Origin of the sequence: Neobacillus kokaensis (genome assembly GCF_014656545.1) — a bacterium.
In the GTDB taxonomy this organism is placed as follows: Bacteria; Bacillota; Bacilli; order Bacillales; family Cytobacillaceae; genus Neobacillus; species Neobacillus kokaensis.
Map to the genome: position 1 here is coordinate 20,906 of NZ_BNDS01000028.1, position 21,665 is coordinate 42,570.

The 21,665-nt window shown below is 41.5% G+C and carries 24 protein-coding genes; 6 read left to right on the forward strand and 18 right to left on the reverse strand.

The features are described 5' to 3' along the window. The first annotated feature begins 601 nt into the window (after nucleotides 1-601). A complete protein-coding gene (locus IE222_RS21700; protein WP_191276468.1) occupies nucleotides 602-1,219 on the forward strand; it encodes a LysE/ArgO family amino acid transporter in 618 nt (205 codons plus the stop codon). A gap of 69 nt (nucleotides 1,220-1,288) precedes the next feature. Continuing rightward, nucleotides 1,289-1,522 carry a hypothetical protein gene (locus IE222_RS21705; RefSeq protein WP_191276469.1) on the forward strand — a complete coding sequence of 78 codons (234 nt, stop codon included), beginning with the start codon at nucleotides 1,289-1,291 and terminating at the stop codon, nucleotides 1,520-1,522. Between the two features lie 354 nt (nucleotides 1,523-1,876). Here the strand turns inward: IE222_RS21705 and IE222_RS21710 are convergent, their stop codons facing one another. The 7 genes from IE222_RS21710 to IE222_RS21735 form a co-directional block, all read right to left on the reverse strand. Beyond that, nucleotides 1,877-3,298, reverse strand: a complete 1,422-nt coding sequence (locus tag IE222_RS21710; RefSeq protein WP_191276470.1) for a sensor histidine kinase — start codon at nucleotides 3,296-3,298, stop codon at nucleotides 1,877-1,879. After that, on the reverse strand, nucleotides 3,268-3,942 hold the full coding sequence (locus IE222_RS21715; protein ID WP_191276471.1) for a response regulator transcription factor: 675 nt from the start codon (nucleotides 3,940-3,942) through the stop codon (nucleotides 3,268-3,270). The genes IE222_RS21710 and IE222_RS21715 overlap by 31 nt, the downstream gene beginning before the upstream one ends. Continuing rightward, nucleotides 3,935-4,093 carry a hypothetical protein gene (locus IE222_RS26520; protein WP_223282846.1) on the reverse strand — a complete coding sequence of 53 codons (159 nt, stop codon included), beginning with the start codon at nucleotides 4,091-4,093 and terminating at the stop codon, nucleotides 3,935-3,937. The genes IE222_RS21715 and IE222_RS26520 overlap by 8 nt, the downstream gene beginning before the upstream one ends. Nucleotides 4,094-4,551: 458 nt before the next feature. Beyond that, nucleotides 4,552-5,571 carry an L-carnitine dehydrogenase gene (locus IE222_RS21720; RefSeq protein ID WP_275671487.1) on the reverse strand — a complete coding sequence of 340 codons (1,020 nt, stop codon included), beginning with the start codon at nucleotides 5,569-5,571 and terminating at the stop codon, nucleotides 4,552-4,554. Between the two features lie 30 nt (nucleotides 5,572-5,601). Then, on the reverse strand, nucleotides 5,602-6,132 hold the full coding sequence (locus IE222_RS21725) for an MFS transporter (protein ID WP_223282847.1): 531 nt from the start codon (nucleotides 6,130-6,132) through the stop codon (nucleotides 5,602-5,604). Nucleotides 6,133-6,265: 133 nt separating this feature from the next. After that, nucleotides 6,266-7,237, reverse strand: coding sequence for a YncE family protein (locus IE222_RS21730; RefSeq protein WP_191276473.1), 972 nt, complete (start codon nucleotides 7,235-7,237; stop codon nucleotides 6,266-6,268). A 67-nt stretch (nucleotides 7,238-7,304) separates the two neighbouring features. Next, the gene (locus IE222_RS21735) at nucleotides 7,305-8,081 is read right to left on the reverse strand and encodes a FixH family protein (RefSeq protein WP_191276474.1); all 777 of its coding nucleotides are present in this window, start codon (nucleotides 8,079-8,081) and stop codon (nucleotides 7,305-7,307) included. 476 nt (nucleotides 8,082-8,557) lie between these two features. On the opposite strand from IE222_RS21735, the gene IE222_RS21740 reads away from it, so the two are divergent. The 3 genes from IE222_RS21740 to IE222_RS21750 are packed head-to-tail and all read left to right on the forward strand — an operon-like array spanning nucleotide 8,558 to nucleotide 11,021. Beyond that, nucleotides 8,558-8,944 carry a GntR family transcriptional regulator gene (locus IE222_RS21740; RefSeq protein WP_191276475.1) on the forward strand — a complete coding sequence of 129 codons (387 nt, stop codon included), beginning with the start codon at nucleotides 8,558-8,560 and terminating at the stop codon, nucleotides 8,942-8,944. Between the two features lie 8 nt (nucleotides 8,945-8,952). Further along, nucleotides 8,953-10,044, forward strand: a complete 1,092-nt coding sequence (locus IE222_RS21745; RefSeq protein ID WP_191276476.1) for a DUF1648 domain-containing protein — start codon at nucleotides 8,953-8,955, stop codon at nucleotides 10,042-10,044. 50 nt (nucleotides 10,045-10,094) lie between these two features. Beyond that, on the forward strand, nucleotides 10,095-11,021 hold the full coding sequence (locus tag IE222_RS21750; protein ID WP_191276477.1) for an alpha/beta hydrolase family protein: 927 nt from the start codon (nucleotides 10,095-10,097) through the stop codon (nucleotides 11,019-11,021). A gap of 43 nt (nucleotides 11,022-11,064) precedes the next feature. Here the strand turns inward: IE222_RS21750 and IE222_RS21755 are convergent, their stop codons facing one another. The 7 genes from IE222_RS21755 to IE222_RS21790 form a co-directional block, all read right to left on the reverse strand. Further along, nucleotides 11,065-11,772, reverse strand: a complete 708-nt coding sequence (locus IE222_RS21755; RefSeq protein ID WP_191276478.1) for a YjjG family noncanonical pyrimidine nucleotidase — start codon at nucleotides 11,770-11,772, stop codon at nucleotides 11,065-11,067. 107 nt (nucleotides 11,773-11,879) lie between these two features. Beyond that, entirely contained in the window at nucleotides 11,880-12,539 is a 660-nt protein-coding gene (locus tag IE222_RS21760) for an alpha/beta family hydrolase (protein ID WP_191276479.1), read from the reverse strand. 433 nt (nucleotides 12,540-12,972) lie between these two features. Beyond that, a complete protein-coding gene (gene msrA / locus IE222_RS21765) occupies nucleotides 12,973-13,935 on the reverse strand; it encodes a peptide-methionine (S)-S-oxide reductase MsrA (protein WP_191276480.1) in 963 nt (320 codons plus the stop codon). 79 nt (nucleotides 13,936-14,014) lie between these two features. After that, nucleotides 14,015-15,391, reverse strand: a complete 1,377-nt coding sequence (locus IE222_RS21770; protein ID WP_370465076.1) for an FAD-binding oxidoreductase — start codon at nucleotides 15,389-15,391, stop codon at nucleotides 14,015-14,017. Between the two features lie 64 nt (nucleotides 15,392-15,455). Then, nucleotides 15,456-15,722: a ribosomal protein L7/L12 gene (locus IE222_RS21775; protein WP_191276481.1), complete on the reverse strand. Its 267-nt coding sequence runs from the start codon at nucleotides 15,720-15,722 to the stop codon at nucleotides 15,456-15,458. A 28-nt stretch (nucleotides 15,723-15,750) separates the two neighbouring features. Further along, nucleotides 15,751-16,257 carry a GNAT family N-acetyltransferase gene (locus IE222_RS21780; protein WP_191276482.1) on the reverse strand — a complete coding sequence of 169 codons (507 nt, stop codon included), beginning with the start codon at nucleotides 16,255-16,257 and terminating at the stop codon, nucleotides 15,751-15,753. Between the two features lie 174 nt (nucleotides 16,258-16,431). Then, the gene (locus tag IE222_RS21790; RefSeq protein ID WP_191276484.1) at nucleotides 16,432-17,142 is read right to left on the reverse strand and encodes an MOSC domain-containing protein; all 711 of its coding nucleotides are present in this window, start codon (nucleotides 17,140-17,142) and stop codon (nucleotides 16,432-16,434) included. Between the two features lie 98 nt (nucleotides 17,143-17,240). Here IE222_RS21790 and IE222_RS26755 point away from each other — a divergent pair, with 98 nt between their 5' ends. Next, nucleotides 17,241-17,366, forward strand: a complete 126-nt coding sequence (locus IE222_RS26755) for a hypothetical protein (protein WP_275671488.1) — start codon at nucleotides 17,241-17,243, stop codon at nucleotides 17,364-17,366. Nucleotides 17,367-17,573: 207 nt separating this feature from the next. Here IE222_RS26755 and IE222_RS21795 read toward each other — a convergent pair whose 3' ends face one another. From IE222_RS21795 to IE222_RS21810, 4 genes are all read right to left on the reverse strand, one after another. Further along, nucleotides 17,574-19,169: an FMN-binding glutamate synthase family protein gene (locus tag IE222_RS21795; RefSeq protein WP_191276485.1), complete on the reverse strand. Its 1,596-nt coding sequence runs from the start codon at nucleotides 19,167-19,169 to the stop codon at nucleotides 17,574-17,576. A gap of 151 nt (nucleotides 19,170-19,320) precedes the next feature. Continuing rightward, a complete protein-coding gene (locus tag IE222_RS21800; protein WP_191276486.1) occupies nucleotides 19,321-19,581 on the reverse strand; it encodes a YiaA/YiaB family inner membrane protein in 261 nt (86 codons plus the stop codon). Nucleotides 19,582-19,678: 97 nt separating this feature from the next. After that, complete coding sequence (locus tag IE222_RS21805) at nucleotides 19,679-20,881, reverse strand: MFS transporter (RefSeq protein WP_191276487.1); 1,203 nt, start codon at nucleotides 20,879-20,881, stop codon at nucleotides 19,679-19,681. Nucleotides 20,882-21,101: 220 nt separating this feature from the next. Beyond that, nucleotides 21,102-21,431, reverse strand: coding sequence for a hypothetical protein (locus IE222_RS21810; RefSeq protein WP_191276488.1), 330 nt, complete (start codon nucleotides 21,429-21,431; stop codon nucleotides 21,102-21,104). Between the last annotated feature and the right edge of the window lie 234 nt (nucleotides 21,432-21,665).

The following is a 21,665-nucleotide window of genomic DNA, read 5'->3' on the forward strand; positions in this document are numbered from 1 at the left end:
CTCTCCATGTGCACTTCTTTCCGGCTTTTGTCTGGATTCGTGTTCATTGAACCCCTCCATGTGCACTTCTTCCGGTTTTTGTCTGGATTTCGTGTTCATTGATTCTCTCCATGTGCACTTCTTTCCGGTTTTTGTCTGGATTCGTGTTCATTGAACCCCTCTATGTGCACTTCTTCCGGTATTTGTCTGGATTTCGTGTTCATTGATTCTCTCCATGTGCACTTCTTTCCGGTTTTTGTCTGGATTCGTGTTCATTGGATCTCCTCCACGTGCACTTCTTCCGGTATTTGTCTGGATTTCGTGTTCAATGTGCCGTTCTATGTTCACTTTTCACACAATTTCTTCGGGCGTAATGTTCATTGTCCCTTGCCCCATGTTCACCCCAAAAAACTATTCCTACCTTCAATCGCCTCATTCAAATTAGCGCCCGTGCTGATAAAGAAGCACAATAGAAAATATTGCAGATTGCTGTTTTCACATTATGCGGCTTATTCCCTAGAGGCTTTTAGTGGACGTATCTCCTCTATCTATCTATTATTGAAAGTATCATCTAAACGGTTAATACATTTATTAGAGATATAAATTTAGGGGGAGAACCAATTTGTTTGCAGCCATACTTCATGGTTTTGTATTAGCCTTCGGGTTAATTTTGCCTCTCGGGGCTCAAAATGTCTTTGTTTTTAATCAGGGAGCCTCGCAGCCTAAATTCACTAAAGCCATTCCAGTGATCCTGACGGCTTCGCTTTGTGATACTTTGCTCATTTTATCCGCGGTATTGGGCGTCTCGGTCATTGTCTTAACGGTTCCGTTTTTGCAGATAGTGATTTTTTCAATTGGAATACTATTCCTTCTTTATATGGGCTGGGCGATTTGGATAAGTGAACCCGCCAATTTAAGCCAAAAGGAAGCGGCGATGTCGACGAAAAAACAGATTTTGTTTGCCATGTCCGTATCACTGCTAAATCCCCATGCCATTCTTGATACCATTGGGGTAATCGGAACAAGTTCGCTTAATTACCATGGTGCTGAAAAAGCTGCCTTTGCTGCAGTCTGTATCATCGTTTCCTGGCTCTGGTTTTTCGGTTTGGCCATAGCTGGAAAAATCGTTGGCAACTTCGATTCAGAAGGAAAGTTGCTGAAAGTCCTCAATAAACTATCAGCCTTTATTATCTGGGGTGTCGCCGTTTACCTCGTCATTCAGCTTGCCCAATCATTTTAAAAAGTCATGAATGGACGAGATAGGTTTAGCAAATGCTACAACTGAATCTTGAGGCTGGAGGAATACATAATGGCAGAGTTTTTAGATCCGATTGAGTATGAAACTGGTACCGCCATCCGAACCTTTAATATTATTAATACCAGTGTAAATGAAGAAGGATATGAGGTACTGCTGGACATTGATTTGGACAGCGGCTATGACTTGGAAAATGTAAAAATGAAAATTAGCTTTGAGGATTTAGAAGCGTATGAAACAAAGGATGTTCATGAAGCAGTAAAATATGCGCTGGGGTTCTTTGAATAGAAAAGGGAGGCTGCTTAACGGCAGCTTCCCTTTTTAAGTTCCCCCTTCCTAACTCTTAGACGATGCACCCGCTTAGGAGGTTTTATTTTAATTTGAATTGTTGCTATTTGGTGCCTGACACCAAGAAATCTGTTTCCAATGGAAGCTATTGCCGACAGTTCTTTTTGAAAAAGTAACAAATGTGTTTCCAAATGACCCTATTGCCGACAGTTCTCTTTGTAAAATCTACTAATGTGTTTCCAATCCCGCTTATTGGCGACATTTCCCTTAACTAAAACTACTAATGTGTTTCCAATAAAAAAGATTAACAAAAAAATAGCAGTAAAGTCTTAACCTTACTGCCATTTTACGGAATTATTCAAATAAAGGCAGCTTCACGATTACCGTAGTACTGCTGCCTTCTTCCGATTCAATATTTAATTCGCCGTTATGTTTTTTTATAATCTGAAAAACGATCGCCAGGCCAAGCCCGGTTCCGCCTTCTTTTCGTGAACGGGCCCGGTCGACACGATAGAAGCGTTCCACGACTTTTGGCAGGTCTTTTTTTGAGATGCCCGGTCCTGAATCTTGAATCATCAACACGGCGAAGGTCCCTTCTTTCGTTAAAGTAATCCTGATTGGTTTCCCCTCAGGCGTATAGCGAATCGCATTATCCAGCAGATTGCTGACTACCTGCTCAAGCCGGTCGGAGTCCCCGTTGACAATAATCTCATCATCCAGATTCTGCACCAATTGAATCTCTTTTTGACGAGCAGACAATTCAAAGCGCTCGGCCACCTCCGAAATCAGCTGGGCAAACGGCAGCGGCTCATCCTTCATCGGGTACGAATCATCCTCCAACTGCGCCAGGTCCAGCAAATCATGGACGAGCCGCTGCATCCTTTCCGTTTCGTTATGAATAATCGAAACATATCTTCGAGCAGCTTCCCGGTCCCCGGCCACACCGTCGAGAATGGCCTCCGTGTATCCTTTCATGTAGCTAAGCGGTGTCCGTAATTCATGGGAAACATTTTGCAAAAACTCCCTCCGCTTCTGATCAACCTCTTCCAAGGACGAGGCAAGAGTGTTAAAGGAGGCAGCGAGGTTTCCGACTTCATCGGTTTGAAGGACTTCAATTCTTTTTGAAAAATCACCCTGGGACATTTTTCGCGAAATGGTTTCCATCTCTTTTAATGGTTTAATCAGACGGTTTGTCATTTTAAGCCCCGCCCAGACTACTAGCGAAAGGAGCAAAACTAAGCTCACCGCGAGCACGTTTCGAATCGACTTAAATGGTTCGTTAATATCGGCGAGCGGCATATAAAGAAACAGCGCCCCCACTAATTGCTTTTTTTCCAAAAGCGGAATCGTAACCGCCAAGATATCTTGGTGAAATCGTGGATGCTCCCGGATGAAGATAACCTTTTTTCCCGCCAGAAGCCGCTGCCTCTCGTCAAACGTAATTAAGTTGTTTTCGGCCAATTCATTATAAGGAATCCCAGCGCTTAACAGCATTGGGTCTTCGGTAAAAATCACCTTGGCATCGGAGCTGTCATCTGTCCATTGCACCCGTTTCTTAAACTCCGTTTTGTTCGCCGCTTTATCATAAAATTTCTGAAGCTCTTCCCCTTGCAGAATTAAGATTTCTTTTTGTTTTTCGACATAAAATTTTTCATATAAATAGTAGGTTAATCCCGTTCCAAACAAAATTGCTATCACCGCAACGATGGTAATGGTCGTCCAAATTTTCTGCTTTAACCCAAGGTTTAATCTTCGAATTTGTACCCCACTCCCCACACCGTTTTAATCAATTGTCCTGCTGACCCGAGCTTAATTCTTAGCGTCTTAACATGGGTATCGACGGTTCGTAATGTTCCGGTGCTCTCTAGTCCCCATACATGGTCCAGCAGCTGCTCCCTTGAGAATACTTGTCCTCTATGATTGAATAAGAACTCCAGCAGACTAAATTCTTTCCGCGTTAAGTTTAGTCTCTTTCCTTGGACCTCAGCAGTATATCCTTCCAAGTCAATGGCCAGATCCCCTAATTCTAGTACGTTCTGCCTTGGTTTAAAATCATTAGACCTCCGCAGCAATGCTTCAACGCGTGCCACTAATTCTTTAGGGCTAAACGGCTTCACAATGTAATCATCAGCACCGATTTTTAAACCATGAATCCGGTCCAGCTCCTCGCTCTTTGCCGTCAGCATGATAATCGGGACTTTTGAGACCTCGCGAATTTTTTGACACACAGTAAAACCGTCCATTTTCGGCATCATGATATCCAAAATCACCAAATCAAACGATTCCTGTTCCCACCGTGCCAATACTTCTTCCCCATCTATAGCGGCAACGGTTTGGTATCCTTCTTTTTCCAAATAGGACCTAACCAGCATCAGCATCTGCTCTTCATCATCAGCTATCAAAACTTTATATCTACTCATTTTCTTCACCTAAAATCATCATATGCGGTCCGTTTTTGAGCCAGATTTGCATACTTTTAGTAAAAGCTAAAAGCCGTGCGGTCAATAATGGCAAGCGAGCCGCTTCCCAGGCTTGTGACATAAATCCTGTACTTGTCACCGGTAATGTCATACGGATTGGCACCGACCTTCAGCTGCTTACTGACGGACCTGTTCTTTATATTTATTTTATATATGCTGCTGGAGTTACAGCAAATTGTATACACAGTTAATTAACACAGACTTTTACATTAACCATTGAACTTGAAAATCGAAACAAGAAAGTAAACCAGTTTGCAACAGGGGGAATAATAGTTTGTGAAAACATTCACGAACTTGCCAGAGTTTTAGCTGCTGTCTTATCCATTCCATACTATAATAAAAACATCCAGCATACAAACTTACAATGGAAAGATTGTTTTCATATCTTCGGATTTTGAACGTATAGATTGTTATAAAACAAGTGAAATATTAGGGAAAAAAGTATGGGATGTTTACAAACTCGGTAAACATAATAGTGTGCACATCTAATCTTAAAAAAGAGAATCTAAAATACTTTCAGTTTGAAGTATATTAGATTCTCTTTTATTATTATTCAGCAAGCCGGGCCATTTGCTGCTCTCGATCCTGCTTTAAGATTTTACCAGAAGCACACTCATATTCGGCTAAAGCTTCCATGATAGACACAATACAATTATCTCTTAGCTTTTCTAATTCTCGTAAATTATGTCCCTGAGCCTGTTCATTTGTACCTTCTACCATTTTCTCAATCAATTCTTCTGTAAGTTCGGGTGCTTCAAGTTTGGTCCAAGGTAATTTTAAAGCAGGCCCAAATTGGCTCATAAAATGCCGCATGCCTCTTTTACCGCCAGCCAGCCAATAGGTTAAATTCGTTCCCATAAAGGCCCATCTTAAACCTGCGCCATAGATGATAGCCTGATCTAATTCATCCGTTGTTGCCACATTGTCATTAACCATATGGAGATTTTCCCGCCAAAGAGCTTCCAGTAATCGATCAGCTATGAATCCCTCGATTTCCACTCTTACCTTTAAAGGCTTCATCCCCATCATTTTGAAAAATTCTATTGCTGTTTCAATCGCTTCAGCAGAAGTTTTTTCTCCCCCAACAACTTCAACTAATGGCAATAAGTAAACTGGATTAAACGGATGAGCCACTAAAAAGCGTTCCGGATTGACCATTTCTGACTGAAGCCTTGTCGGCAATAATCCAGATGTACTGGAGCCAATGATGGCATTAGGCTTCGCATATGAGGATATTTCTTTCAGCAGAATAATTTTTTTCGACTCTACCTCCGGCGTATTCTCCTGAATATAATCAGCACATTCAACTGCTTCCTTTAAATCAGTTGTAAATGTCAACTTGCCCTTTTTCTCAACTGGAACGGCAATTACCCTTTGCAGAGCCTCCTCTGCGTTGGCAATAACCTCTCTTAAATCATCCTCAGCCGTTTTTCTTGGATTGACAGCAATTACATTCATACCTCGATGAAGCAAGCGTGCAGCCCAGCCAGCGCCAATCACTCCTGTTCCGACAATCGCAACTGTTTTGATTTCATTCCCTTTAATAAACATACTGTCCCTCCGTGACACGTTTTGGTTAATATAGAATGCTCCTATAGTTTAAAATCCACAGAGCTTGATTGAGCTAACGTTAACTTTTGTCTCCGGTGCCATCGCGATCGACACAACCAGTCCAAGAACCGTAATAGCTGTACCAACCATGTTTGGAAAAATCCACAAAACCGCTAAGGAAATACTCATAATGGCAAAACTACCAATCAGCAGAGACCGGCGTCCGATTGAATTCAGCCAAAACATAGCAGGGATACAGCCGATTAAGAAAAACATACTAATGACGACATCCCCTAAAATTGCCTTCTTTCCTGCATCCAAACCGAATGCACCCAAAATCTGTGGACCAAATGTATATAAACCAAACATAGGAACAACCTGACAGGCCCATATCGTACCAACAAACATCATTCTCTTAAAATAGCCTTTTTTAAAGATTTTGCTATAACGTGTCTTTTTTATTTCTTCTCGTTCTAATTCTACTTCACTGCCAAATAATTTTTGCATAATTTCTAATGCTTCGTCAATACGTCCTTTGCTTACCAGCCAAATAGCTGAGAGGTTTACTCTCCCAGCCATTAATTCGACACATTTCTATTATTACATGTGAATGTTGGATCGAGAACGTTTCTATCTTAGTTATGATTGGTAAAATGAAAGTTGGAAATGGAGGTTCAGACTTGAGCCCTTCTCAGCTATCAAAACATTATATCTACTCATTTTCTTCACCTAAAATCATCATATGTGGTCCGTTTTTGAGCCGGATTTGCTTACTTTTAGTAAAAGCCGTGCGGTCAATAATGGCAAGCGAGTCGCCATCCAGGCTTGTGACATAAATCCTGTACTTGTCGCCGGTAATGTCATACGGATTGGCGCCGACCTTCAGCTGCTTGCTGACGGACCTGTTCTTATTATCTATTTTATATACGCTGCTGGAGCCGTGGCAAATCGCATATACATATCGACTTGAGACGTCTCCATAAAAATCGACCGGCATTACCCCAACCTTTACCCGGTCCACCTCTTTTCCCGTTTTCGGATCATACACATAAATATATTCGTTCAGCGACCCATATGGCCCGTGGCCGCCAACCCACACATATTTGCCGTCAAAAAAAATCCCCTTCGGCCGCTCTATGATAGGAAAATGAGTAAGTTCTTTCTTGGTGCTTATATCGATGACAGAGAGCGACGCCCCTTTTACATTTACCACATATAATAAGTTCTTCTTATCATTAAGTGCCATCGAGACCGGAAATTTACCTATTTTTACTTCAGCTATGACTTTTTCCTTTTTTACATCATAGAACCCAACCGTATTTTTCAACCCATTTGTAAATAAGAGCAGGTGATCTTTTGTGAGGTATACCATCTCGTTAACCCCTTTACCGGTCTGCACTGATTTTGTCAGCGTCCCCTCTTTTAATTGCAGCCGATAAAGCGAATCTTCGTTTTCCCCCGCTAAAATAATCGTATTAGGCTTAATTTTTTCCATGGAAGTTATACGAAAATTTAAGGCGCTTGCGGTTAATTTGCCTGTTTGTAAATCAACAAAGGTAATTTCCTGCTTTTTTAAATTAGAAACGATGAGGGTGTCCTTCATTGATGGTGGGACTGAAATTTCCTTTGTTTGACAGCCTGATAAAAGAAATAAAATAAGCAAAATTGGTCCTAGCTTTTTCATCGGATCCCTCTCAGTATCTTTTCATTAATGGAAAATACGCCTGATGTTTGAGATCAGGCGTAAACATTTAGTGAACAGTTATCGTATTTTCCTCGTGTGTATGAATTTCGCCCTTTTCTACATGAACTTGGACAGTGTATTCCCCAGTGGCTGGAAAAGTAGTATCTGCTGTATATTCTCCAGACTTCATTTCCTTCGTTTCGATAAATGCATGTTTTTCCTCGTTGCCCTTCCATACTTCAAATCTTACTTTGGCTCCATCGAAGGCAGAATTATCTTTTTGCAGATGTACTGTTAAGTTTGTCTTTTCATTCACTTTTATATCTTTGGCTGCCATGAAATGCATGGATACGCCTGCTGCATCATGATGATCGTGGTGATCCGAATCATGGCCTTCTTCATGATGTTCAGCGTTCTCGGCATTGGCAGTACTTGCATCACCCACGGTAAATTCCTTCTGCGGCATATTGTGCATATCCCGTGCAGTTACGTGCGAAATGACAGTGTATTTGCCTGCTTCTGGAAAGCCTTTTGTAATGGAGTAGACGCCATCACCTTTGTGCTTCCCTTGAATTTTTTCATGTTTTTCCTGTCCGTCCTTCCAAATTTCAAAGGTCATTTCATCGGCATCATCAACCTTTTCATTACCTTGGGTCACCGTTGCACTAAAAGTTACCTCTTGGTTAGGCTGTGGATTTTCCGGATTAATCTTTAAAGCTACGTCAATCATTGCCGGCACTTCTTGATTCTGACTACTTGTGTCTTTTTCTTTACTGGTTCCGCACCCCGCGGCAATGATCATGATAGATACTACAAATAGCATCAGTAAAGATTTATGTTTCATCTTTTCCACCCTTATCTATTTTGATATTCACTCCTCTGTGGAGCACTCTCGATTATGAATTGAGTATAAAACACAAATGTGAAATCCTTGTGAAAAAAGATTGTCTTTTATTTTACCTTTTTACATGGTGTTTTCCAAATTTTTGATTGGACATGGAGAGTGTTTTTTTGCGTTAACGTGCTAGAGAATTTATTGACAGTTTGGGCATGCTGATGAGTTCTACGTTACCCAAAACATCATTTTTTTGACTGTTCGGGCACAAAGACACCCTCTACGTTACCCAACTTATCATTTTTTTGACCGTTCGGGCACGTAGACTCCTTCTACGTTACCTACCTCATCAAATTTCAAGCAGTTCAGGCACGTAGACAACGGATGCTAACCATTTTTTACAAAATCCCCCAAAATCGTATTGACTCCATGTTATAACTGTTATACTATAAATATAACAGCTAACACAAAGGAGGGCGGTTCATGTGTTCCTTACACTTGACCTCGAATCCGAGGAGCCGATTTATACACAATTAAAACATCAAATTATCGCAGGGATTGCTAAAAAAGAATTTAGTCCGGGGGAAGCACTTCCATCAGTACGCTCGCTTGCTTCTGATCTCGGAATTAACCTCCATACTGTCAATAAAGCCTACCAGCAGTTAAAGCAAGAGGGATTTATTCTCATCCATCGCCAAAAGGGGGTTGTGATTAATCCGGACGGGGTTGCAAAAGCGGATGACATTTACTGGACGGATTTAACAGCTAAACTTCGGCCATTGATTGCGGAGGCAGTTTGCCGCGATGTGTCTGATGAAGATTTTCAAAAACTATGCAGTCAAATTTATACGGAATTTCAACCAAAGGAGTGAATTCAAAGATGTTACTATTTTTAATTATTTTGATGATCCCAATGTATATCCCCCTTATATTTATCCCATATTGGACGAGGAAAACGGAAAGCTTTGGGGTTTCCATTCCTGAAGAAGCCTATCAGCGCCCTGATCTTAAAAACATGCGTAAAACATATGCCTTGATTACCGGTGTGCTGGCGATAATCATTACTGCCATACTAGCGCTTTCTGTCGGAGGACGGGACGATGACTTTATCGCAATCTTGTATTCTATCTTAATTGCTATCTACGTTATTGGCAGTTTCATTGTGTATCTTATTTTTCACAAGCAAATGAAGGACTTAAAAAAACAATACCCTGAGTGGACGAAAAAGCCGCAGGTCATCACGGTTAATACACAGTTCCGCAGTAAAAAACTAACTTACTCCAATTATTGGTTTGTAATTCCATTTTTAATTTCGATTGCAACGATTGCCTTTACTCTTGTAAACTATCAACAAATTCCTGATCGGTTTCCGATGCAATATAATTTCAGCGGGGAAGTGACCAATTGGGCAGCTAAATCTTACCGGTCAGTTCTGCTGATGCCGATTATGCAAATCTATCTGACACTTCTGTTTCTTTTTATCAATATCATCATTTCAAAAGCCAAACAGCAGGTGTCTGCGGCTAATCCGGAAGAGTCATTGAGACAAAATATAATTTTTAGAAGAAGATGGTCGCTTTTCACAATTTTAATGGGCACTGGCTTAATTGCCGTGTTTGTAGTACCTCAGCTCTCAATGATTTATCCAATTAACCATCAGCTGCAGCTATATATTCCACTTGTTTATGTGGTTGCAGTTTGTGCAGGATCAATTATATTATCGATCACGACCGGCCAAGGCGGCAGCCGCGTATCTCGAAAGGTCGCCGGTGAAAACGGTAAGGTTATTGACCGTGATGACGACCACTACTGGAAGCTGGGAATGTTCTATTTCAATCCGAAAGACCCGGCAATCTTTTTGGAAAAACGCTTTGGGATCGGCTGGACCAATAACTGGGCCCATCCCCTATCATGGGTATTCATTATCGTCGTACTTCTCCTAGCATTCGGGCTTCCAATGCTGCTGGGATAAGATAACTAAATAATATAAATGATTGGCTTTCAATCAAGGAGGAAAATTCAATGGCTGTTGAAAAAATTGTGATCGGCGACGAAACAAAGTTTCCACTAAACGGAATATTGACCATCCCTAATGAAAGGAATGGTTTGGTTCCTGCGGTTGTATTGGTCCACGGCTCCGGCCCAAGTGATATGGATGAAAAAATCGGAGATAATCGCCCTTTTAAAGACATTGCGGATGGTTTAGCGGGAAAAGGGATTGCCGCGCTGCGTTATGATAAGCGAACATTCATATACGGTAAAGAAATGAAAAACGATACGGGATTATCAGTTAAAGAGGAAACGATCGAGGATGCTATCCTTGCTGCTGACTTCTTACGCCAGGATTCTCGTATTGATTCAAACAAAATCTTTATTATTGGTCATAGTATGGGGGGAATGTTAGCTCCTCGTATTGACGCAGAGGGTGGAAAGTTTGCCGGGATCATTATTATGGCAGGTTCTCCGCGTAAATTAGAAGAAATCATGATGAGTCAGAACGACGAAGTACTAAACTCATTGAATAAATTTTTGCAATTGATTGCCAGGAAACAAATAGCCTCCCTTTCATCCAAGTTTGACAACATCTATAACTTAAGTGATGAGGAAGCAAAATCAACTAAGGTGTTGGGGAAGAGCGTCAGAGCGTACTACTTGAAAGAAATGGGCGAACACCCAGCAGCTGATTATCTACAAGAATTGGAAAAACCAGTTTTCATTATCCAAGGTGAGAAAGACTTCCAATCATCAATCGAAAAAGACTTTGAAGGGTACAAAAAGTTATTAGAGAATAAGCCGAATGTTACATTTAAACTTTATCCAAACTTGAACCATTTGTTTATGCCTTCTGTTTATGGGGAAATCCTAAAAGCGAAAAAAGAATATAAGGTTCCTCAGCATGTGGATCAACAAGTTATTGATGACATTGCTGAATGGATTTTATCGGTTTAGAAAGTTAGAGAGCCCGCGACAAACGGGCTTTCTTTTTTTCGCTTCAAATTATTAAGACTGGCTCAGAGCTTTCAACAATTTTTACCAGCTCCAGCAAATCACGGATTTCATAAGTTGGATTAACGCCATTTGTGTTTTCCTTCTGATGTGGATTGAACCAGCATGTATCGATTCCGACATTCACACCGCCTTGGATATCTGAAGTAAGAGAGTCCCCTACCATTAGCACCTTGTCTTTGTTAGAAATCCCCAGCTTTGAAAAAGCGTACTCGAAAATACCCTTTTCTGGCTTTTGGATACCAGCCTCTTCTGAAACAATAATCTGCTCAAAGGCTTGAGCAAGAGGCGATCCTGCAATTCTAGCTTTCTGTACATCTCCAAAACCATTTGTAATCACGGCCAGTTGATAGTCTTCAAGGCTGCTGATCAATTCAACCGCTCCCGGGATAAGATAGGTTCCTTGACCTAGGTATTCTAAGAACACACGAGAAAACTCAGAAGCATCAATGTCAAGCCCTTCGTGAAAAAAGAGACGTCTAAATCGTTCAACTTTTAATTCTTCCAATGTAATAAATCCCTGCTCCAGTTCTCTCCATAATGGTTTATTACATTTTTCATAGCTTTCCCGATACAGCTTCGCCCCAGAAGGTATGCCGAACTCTTGAAAGACCTTACGCAGTGCATTTTCTTCCGCCTTGCCAAAATCAAACAATGTTTCATCAATATCAAATATAATCGTTTCGTATTTCATCGTTGTCCCCTCTGTTCCTTACTAACTTTATTACTTTGAACCTATTTTAACATTTTTTATCTTTTTAAGTTAATTGTAGATTTTGGCTGAAGTTATTGCGATAAAATTCATCGCTGGATAAATTCCTGAATTTTCAAATTTCCTTCCTTTATAGCATCTATTGTGGCAGTGATATCGCCTTTTATCTCTAAACTATGGTCGGCATTCGGGATTACCACTATAGTAACAAGCTGGTTTTGTTTTAACTTGTCTACCCGGTCCTCAATATAGTGCGGGTCTTTATCACCAATCACTACTAGGGATGGCAGGTCCGAATTCAATATTGCCTGAAACACATTGTCATCTTTTAAAAGCGGTGTTAACCAAATCCCGGACGAAGTATTTTCCAAGTTTCTGTGTTTCCATTCTTTAGCCGCCGGAATTGATCCAAGTGACTTGCTTAGCAGAAAACACTTCTCATATTCGTTTTCCTTTAAAACCTCACGGACAGCTGTCGTCACATCTTCATACATCCACTGGTCTTGTTCGGGTCCTGAAAGCTTTTTGAAAAATTCATTTTGACTATATTGATAGTTAATATGAAGAATATCGAGCCTATTATTAACACAGACGTTGGTTGAGTAATGAAAAAGTGGACGCTGAGTTGTGTAACCCAGCCCCGGCAGCATAATGCAAATGCTATTGTTCGGCTGCTCCCCGCAAATCCATGTATAGGGAATCGTGGAGTATTCATTTCTTTCTATTTGACCATTTATAAATTGAACCATTTTCTTCACCCCTTTGGTTGATTGCTGGGATAAACGGACTATTGGGGGCTGTGGTAATCCCAGCTAAAACGCTCGCACTATCCTGACCTAGACTGTTGTCCACATATTGAAAAACTTGTTTTACGGCATCCTCTATGGAAAGCCATAGCAATCTATATAAAGATGCTTCGAATTTTCATACTGCCGCCCGCCGCATTCCATACCCCCATCGATTACCATCAAAATCCGATAATGCCCCGTTCTTAATTCCCGAATCCCAGAGGAATTGCACGGCACCCTATGAACCCTCTATAGTGCGCGTTTGACGTGTTTTCCCTTGAGTTCCCGCTCTATAAACCTTCTATAGTGCGCGTTTGGCGTGTTAAACCCTCTATAGTGCGCAAATCAGAAATTGCTCCTGAGTTCGCGCACTATGGACCTTTTAAAAGGACCGTCAATTCCCCTTAAACAATTTCCTAAACACCCCATAGCCCTCTTCTTCCAACTTTTCCTTAGGCACGAACCGAAGGGCAGCCGAATTGATACAGTAGCGGGCGCGGTCGGGGCCAGGACCGTCATCGAATACATGCCCAAGATGGGAATCGGAGGTTTTTGCCCGCACCTCAATTCGCCGCAGACCATGTGAGGCATCAAATTTTTCCTCAAGCTCAATCCGCCTGAGCGGTTTTGTAAAACTTGGCCAGCCGCAGCCTGCATCGTATTTATCCGTCGAGCTAAATAGCGGCTCTCCGGAAATAATGTCCACGTAGATTCCTTCTTCGTTATGATCACAGTACTCATTTTCGAATGGCGGTTCGGTGGCATTGTTCCTTGTTACTTCATATTGCAACGGGGTTAATACCTGACGCAGTTCTTCGTCAGTTTTTCTTTTTTTCCAATTTTCACGGATGAATTTTGCCCTGCCGGATGCTTCAAAATAGTGATTATAGTGGAAAGGAATTTTTTTATAATAATGCTGATGCTTTTCCTCCGCCGGGTAAAAAGTAGCCACCGGGAGGATTTCCGTTACAATCGGGTTTTCAAAGCGGCCGCTCCCAGCTAGTTCCGCCTTTGAAGCCTCCGCCAGAACCCTTTGTCTCTCATTATGATAAAAAATTGCCGTCCGATACGAGGAGCCGCGGTCGCTAAATTGGCCGCCCGCATCGGTTGGGTCGATTTGCTGCCAAAACATCTGCAGCAATTTTTCATAAGGGAAAATCGCTGGGTCAAATTTGATCTGGACTGCCTCATAGTGCCCAGTTGTATTGGAGCAAACCTCCTCATAAGTCGGAGCCACAGTGTGACCGCCTGTGTAGCCTGAAATGATTTCAACAATCCCTGGCTGTTCATCAAACGGGGATACCATACACCAAAAACATCCCCCGGCAAACGTTGCCTGTTCAAACGATTGGGACATTTCCCTCAACTCCTTCAAGTTCCTTTGCTACATAATAACAAATAAAGGCGCACTTTTAAAAAGCCGCCTTAATTCTTAATTAGAGTTTCATAATTTTATTCGGATTCAAAAGATTTTCTGGATCGAGCGCCAGTTTAATCTTTTCCATCACTTGGAGCGCTTTACCGTGTTCTTTCTCTTGATATTTCTGTTTCCCAACACCGACACCGTGCTCGCCTGTGCATGTACCACCGCGCTCAAGCGCATATAAGACAATCGATTCATTGAATTCATCCGCTTTTGAAATTTCCTCTAAATTGTTCATATCAATCATTAATATTGTATGAAAATTCCCATCGCCAACATGCCCGACAATTCCTCCTGTCAGACCATGCTTATTAAGTTCCTTCCTCGCATGTTCAATCGCCCCGGCTAACTCAGAAATTGGCAGACATACATCGGTGATCATCATTTTTTTACCCGGATAGCCGTGAATATAGGCATAAGCTAAATTATGGCGCGCTTCCCATAACCGATTAAGCGCGGCCTGATCCGTTTCAAACACAATACCTTCACATTGGCAATCTGCCACAATTTCCTTCATAAATTCAACATCTTGCTTAAGGCCAGCTTCATTTCCATGAAATTCTAAGAATAACGTCGGCTTCTCCTGATAATCTGTATCGCTGAACAAATTGACCTGTTTCATCGACGATTCGTCTACAAGCTCCACCCTGGCAATCGGAATCCCCGCAGATAAAATGCCAACTACCGCCGAAACGGCATCATGAACTGTTGGAAAAGACGCTCTGGCAGCCAGTATATACTCGGGAATGCCATAAACACGTAATGTTAGTTCAGTAAAGCAGCCTAGCGTACCTTCAGAACCTACAAAAAGACCGTTTAAATGAAGGCCTGAGGATGATTTTGCTGCCATATTACCCGTATGTATCACCGTTCCATCTGCTAGCACAACCTCTAAATCCCGAACTTGATCACGCATTACACCGTATTTGACAGAAGTGGTACCGCTGGCATTAGTTGCCGCCATGCCGCCTAAGGTAGCATCTGCCCCAGGATCAACAGAAAAAAACAATCCATATCTTTTTAATTCCTTATTTAACTGTGTCCGAGTAACTCCCGGCTGAACCCTCACAAGAAAATCATGCTCGCGAATCTCTAACACTTTATTCATTAAAGAAAAATCAATCGTAATGCCTTTGTTATATGGAATAACATGACCTTCCAAGCTTGTTCCCCTTCCAAAGGGAATAACCGGCACCTTGAATTGACTCGCTAACTTCATGATTTTGGATACTTCTTCAGTCGTCTTCGGAAACACAACAATATCCGGCAAGCTTGGAGTATGATAGGATTCATCTCTGCTGTGCTGTTCTAATATGGTTTGGTTAACCGATACTTGATCCTGAGGGAGGATTCTTTTGAGAGTGGTAAGCAATTCTTCTGTTGTTGTCATGATACTTTCACCTGCTTCTTTTTTATTTACTAAACTATCTTACTATTTAGAGATTTATCAAATATTATAACTCAAAACGATCAACATATTGTTTAGCTTCCAATAAGGAAAGACCTGTTCTTTCTCTCACTCTTTTAACAGCTTTAATTTTTTTGCCTTCTAGTAAGAGCTGTCTTACCTCATCACGAAGCAGTGAATCGTCAAACTCGTTCTGATTTTTTTCCAGCGTTATTGTTTTGCTCCCTATTAATTGCTGCTCTATTCTATTCAGTTTGTTTAAGATCAAAACTCCAAAGAAAACTATTAATATAGTATTAAAAAGATACCCCATGTCTATTTTCCTTTCTTTTTACTTTTTTCTATACCCTCTGAATCAGCTTCGCCATATAATACTCATCGACAAACTCACCATTAATCAATAAGGAATGCTGCTTTCTCCCCTCTATCTTAAAGCCCATTTTTTCATACAGCGCTATACCGGCTCCATTTCCGGTAACCACTGTCAGCTCCAAACGATGAATGTTATTTACAAGCGCCCACTCTTCAAGTTGTTGAAACAGCTTCGTCCCAGTCCCACGCCCTCTGAAATCTTTTAAAATACCAATCACTAGATAGGCAGAATGAGCAGTTCTTTTTGCCATGCCGCCAATCGCAAACATGTAGCCTACCAGTCGGTGATCTTTTTCAGCAACAAAAATGGTAGAGTTATTACTTTTTTGAAACGATGCGATCCTTTGTACTTGCTGTTCTATAGTCAATTGTCTTTCACTGGGCTCCATCAGCATATATTCGGATTCTTTTTCTACCTGGAGAATTAGATTTACCAGATTTTCTGCATCTGAAACATTAATTTCTCTAATAATCATGCCATATTACTCCTTTGTTGGAAATATTAGCGAATCTGAATAGGTTGTCGGTGAATAATTCATTTTATAGGAGAATTTAAGATAATTATCAGCGATTTTACCCTTCATATCGGCGAATTGAAAAACCCCTAAATCTTTCGGAGTAAACCGCGTTCTCTTTTCAATCAATCTTCCTCAAAATACAGCCGGCCCAAATACACGTTTCCGAATATCCGCTCCCCCTCCATTTTCAATCCGTGTTTCCAGAGTGGCCCGTAATTTTAGCGCGAGCAGTTTGCATGAAGCTAGTTCCTTCATCAACTCTAGATTCAGATTTTTCGCATGGATGATTTCATTACACTTTTGAATCGTCCATTGTGGATACGGCCGTTCGAGTAAGGAAAATGTCTGACCTTCTTCAACGGATCCTTCCTGCAGCACACGATAATACCAGCCGGTTCTGCCCGTATTTTGCAGCTGCAATGCTAATGTTTTCTCCCTGAAACGGCGAGCCGGTTTCCAGCATGGCTGCCGCGGCTGCGATACTTGCACAACAGCTTCACCGATTTGAAAGGTATCGCCGATTGATATCTCGTCCTCCATCACATGCTCCATCACAAAATTCTCGCCCATCCCGCCGGCAGCGATATCACTCAGACCCAGCTCTTTTTTCCAATATGTATAATTCTCAACAGAGTACGCAAACACGGCTTTTTCCGGCCCGCCATGATGCTCGGTATCTGCCTGACCATCACCAGTCAAACCAGTTTTGCCGACCCAAACAGGTCCAAAAACCGGCTCTTTAAAAATCGCACTAGTCCATTCTCGGTCCATTAAATGTGGCGCATCTTTGTCGCCAACCGTTTTTGGCAGACCAGCGAAAACTTGTTTCAGTAAAATATTCATTTCATATCTCCTCTGTTTTTCCCCTTTTACAAATATTATCAATCCTTTGAAACCTTACTGCAACCGATTCGTATAAAAAAATTACTGGGGGATCATTTATGAAGACAAAAAAGAAACGAGTCCATAAAGATTACTTTATCTTGGATGTCATTGAATTATGTCTTGAATTGATTGGACCAATAGTAAGATACTCCGTTCGTGCTGTTACAAAAATCTTTGATTAATTTATCAAACCAATCAACCGGCACTAGAACGCATTGGAGAACTCATTAATCGTAAAAAGTAAAACACATGGGAATTCATTTACGAGTTCCCATGTGTTTTATTGAAGCTGTTCGTTTCTTTCAGGATTTACAGATGCCTTTAGCTTGAAATTTTGAGAGGAATGGGGAGTGGGTCAGGGGGCGTGAGCGTGCCCCCTAATGAAAACATCAACCAATCTGCTGTTCCATATCTTTAAGGATATGTTCCAGTGATACAACAACGCCCTTTTCATCCTTATAACAAATATGTTTAGGCTGAAAATGGACCGGCGAATCCAATCCGGCTGCCGCTGCTATTCGAAATAGACCTTGTCTAAGGGTAACAAGATAATTGACAACACGGTATTTCTTCTCATCAATCACAAGCGCCTTCTGCAGGTCGGGGTCTGTTGTGGCAACACCGACTGGGCAAGCATTGGAATGACACTTTAATGTTTGGATACAACCAACAGTAATCATAAATCCGCGGGCAACATTGACTAAATCAGCTCCCATCGCCAAAGCAATCGCAATCCGGTCAGGAGTAAACAGCTTACCCGATGCAATAATTTTCACCCGATCACGTACACCGTATTTTTTCAGCGTTAGATCTAAAATTGGCAGAGCCGATTTAATTGGGAGACCGACACTATCAATTAACTCTTGATAGGATGCGCCTGTTCCTCCTTCACCGCCATCAACGGTGATAAAATCCGGGCCTTTACCTGATTCCTTCATATATTTAGCTAGTTCTTCTGCACTATCGGGGCTGCCGATGACAATCTTCATGCCAACCGGCTTGCCGGTATGTTCCCTAATTTTTTCAATAAAATTGCACATGGAAGTAACATCGTCAAGTTGTTTAAAACGATTGGGACTGTCTACAGATTTATAGGGCTCCACTTTTCGGATGGCGGCAATTTCGGGGTTAACCTTTTCCGCATCAATATGGCCTCCGCGTGTTTTTGCACCTTGCGCTAGTTTTAGTTCGAATGCCTTTACTTGTGGAATCTCGCTTTTTCGCTTCAATTCATCCCAATCCACACCGCCATCTTTATCACGAATGCCGAATAACCCTGGACCAATCTGCATAATGATGTCCACGCCACCCTCCAAATGATACGGAGACAAGCCGCCTTCACCAGTATTCATCCACGTTCCCTTTGACATGGCCAGTCCTTTGGATAACGCAGTAATGGCGTTCTTCCCCAATGCCCCATAACTCATTGCTGACATACCGATTAAACTTTTGACAACGAAAGGGTATTTCGTTGTCGGACCGATCACCACTGCGTCATCATCATGCAGCAAGTTGGCAAGCGCATTGTCATCCTCCCACTTTTCCTTTCGATCTGTAAACAGCGGGTCTTTAAGTAAAATATATTTTTTTGTATTCACCATTGTTTCCTGATCCATTTTGATTTCTTCGTTTAGTTTTGGAAACATATCATTTCGAACAAAAAAGCCCTCTTCCTCAAAATCACGCCTGGAACCGAATCCGACTACGTCACGTTTATATTTAGCACTTTTTACGATATGCTCATAGTCGTCTCTTGAAAAAGGCTTTCCTTCCGTATCGCTATTAAACCAATATTGCCGCATTTCCGGACCTATTTTTTCGAAAAAATAGCGAATCCGCCCCAATGCGGGATAATTCCGTAAAATCGAATGTTTCTTTTGCTGTCGATCAAATATTAATAAGTAAATAATAAATAACACTAATACCAACAGTAGACATGCGATAAAAACAAATTCAATCGTGACTAAAATATCTGCAATTTTCATTACCTATATCTCCTATCAAGGTCTAGATTTGATATGGCTTAAGTTTTGCAAATCTTGGGATATTTATACAGGTAATGACGCAGAAAATAAAATAACGCTTGGACCCATGGTGATCCAAGCGTTTCTATTGTAATATTAGTCTAAAAAACAACTATGCCTGTTCATTTCTTTCTATTTTACGCTGCTGCTCTGCAATAATTTCGTCGTCCTCCGCATTGTCTCTAACGACCTTTTGTGTCAGGATTGACCCTACAATAATTAACAGCATAACAGCGATATAATAACCCTTCTCATTTAATTCCAATTCGGCGTTATATAAGCCAATCGCAAATAATAAGACCCCTGCAAACAGTGTAAAATACGATAAAAAGGTAAATGCCATAGTGTTTCTTCTTTTGTGTTTAGGATACATATGTACTCCCCCCCTGTTTTTTCTAATTCTTATTATATGAAGAAATAGGGGGATAAGTAAACAATTTACAATTTAGATTTTTTACTAATTAAAAAGATCAAGCATTGCTTCTAGTCTTAGCAAAATTAGTTAAGCCTTTCCCGCGCCAATACGCGACTCCCATAGCGGTTAACAGTAAAAGACCGGTCACGGCAAATACACTTTGAACCGGAAATATCCCGCCAATAAAACCGCCAAGGATTGGACCAATCATTCCGCCTATTTGGTTGGCGGTTTGGTTTAACCCAAATGCCCTGCCTCGGAAATCTTCAGCTGTTGATTTTACCACTAAACCATTCAAGGCTGGAAAGACCGCACAGAAAAACACACCATATACAAAGCGGATAATGGAAAATCCGATAATTTCACTAAATAAGATTTGCGCCAATGTCCCCAGTCCGCCGCCGAGCAAACCGATGACAAGCACCCGCTGAAATCCTACTTTATCGGCCCACTTCCCCCAAACAGGGGCAAATAATGCACTAGCAATTCCAGGTAGTGAGAAAACAACTCCGGCTAATAACGAAGCATTTTCAGCTGAACCACCCAATTTCACAATATAAAGCGGCAGAACCGGCTCAATAGTCATGATGGATCCAGCTGTAACAACAGTTAATAGAAGAACCAGCATCAACTGACGATTTGCCCATGCCTCTTTTATATCATTTTTCACTGAGCCGCGTTTTTTACTTGGAGTAAAGTTCTCTTCAGTTACCCAAAGAATGACGAGGATAGTGGAAATCAAGACAATGATTCCTGCGCTCCCAAACGCCCAGCGGTTGCCAACCAAATGGGCAATCCCGCCGCCAAGGAGCGGTCCGGCAATACCTCCTGAAGCGGATGCGGTAGAAATCATCGACAAAGCATATCCCACACGCTGGCTTGGCGTATTTGTCCCGATTAACGCAATCGCTCCTGGTATGAAGCCTGTTAAAAGACCTTGAGAAATTCGAAGTGCCAATAACTGATAAGGATTGGTGACAAAGGCAGTCAGAGTATAAATGATCGTAAGGCAGATACCTGCGCGGATAATCATCGGTTTTCGTCCATATTTATCGGCTACACTGCCCCAAAATGGCGAAGCAACGGCGCCTGCAAAAAAGGCCGCACTGAATAACAGTCCAGACCACATTTCCACATTATCGGTAACACCTATTTGCGGTAAAAAAATCGGTAAAAATGGGATAACCATCGAAAAGCTGGCTGAAGTGAAAAAGACTCCTATCCATAAAACCCATAAATTACGCTTCCACCCCTGCATACTAATCGCTCTCCCACATTAGTAAATTTCCCCCTAACTTTACCACAGTTTTAAAAAAAATAAACCTTTAGTGACTCGAAATATCGGGTTAATTAGGGTTTTATCGTAAATACTCAGGATGTTTTTGTTCAGAGTGCTGAATTTCAGTAAATATATTGTTCTGATTTTCTTCAGAAGAATGTTTCAGATGATGCTGCCCTTGAGGAAATTAAAGGTTAAATTATTTAAATTGGAAACGACGAAACACTCCTTCATTGACCGTAGAAGAGATTTTTTCCCCTTTTCGGGCAATGGAGCCCCTTCCCATTGACCGGAGAACGGATTTTTTCTCCTTTTCGGGCAATGGAACCTCTTCCCATTGACCGATGAACAGATTTTTTTTCCTTTTCGGGCAATGGAACCCCTTCCCATTGACCGTAGAACGGATTTTGGGTCCTTTTCGGTCAATGGAACCTCTTCCCATTGACCGTAGAACGGATTTTTCCTCCTTTTCGGGCAATGGAACCCCTTCCCATTGACCGCTGAATAGATTTTTCTCCTTTTTGGGCAATGGAACCTCTTCCCATTGACCAGAGAACGGATTTTTTCCCCTTTTCGGGCAATGGAACACCTTCCCATTGACCGTAGAACAGATTTCTTCTCTTTTTTGGGCAATGGAACACCTTTACATTGACCGGAGAACGGATTTTTTATCTTTTTTGGGCAATGGAACCTCTTCCCATTGACCGCTGAATGGATTTTTCCCTTTTTTGGTCAATGGAATCCCTTCCCATTGACCGCTGAA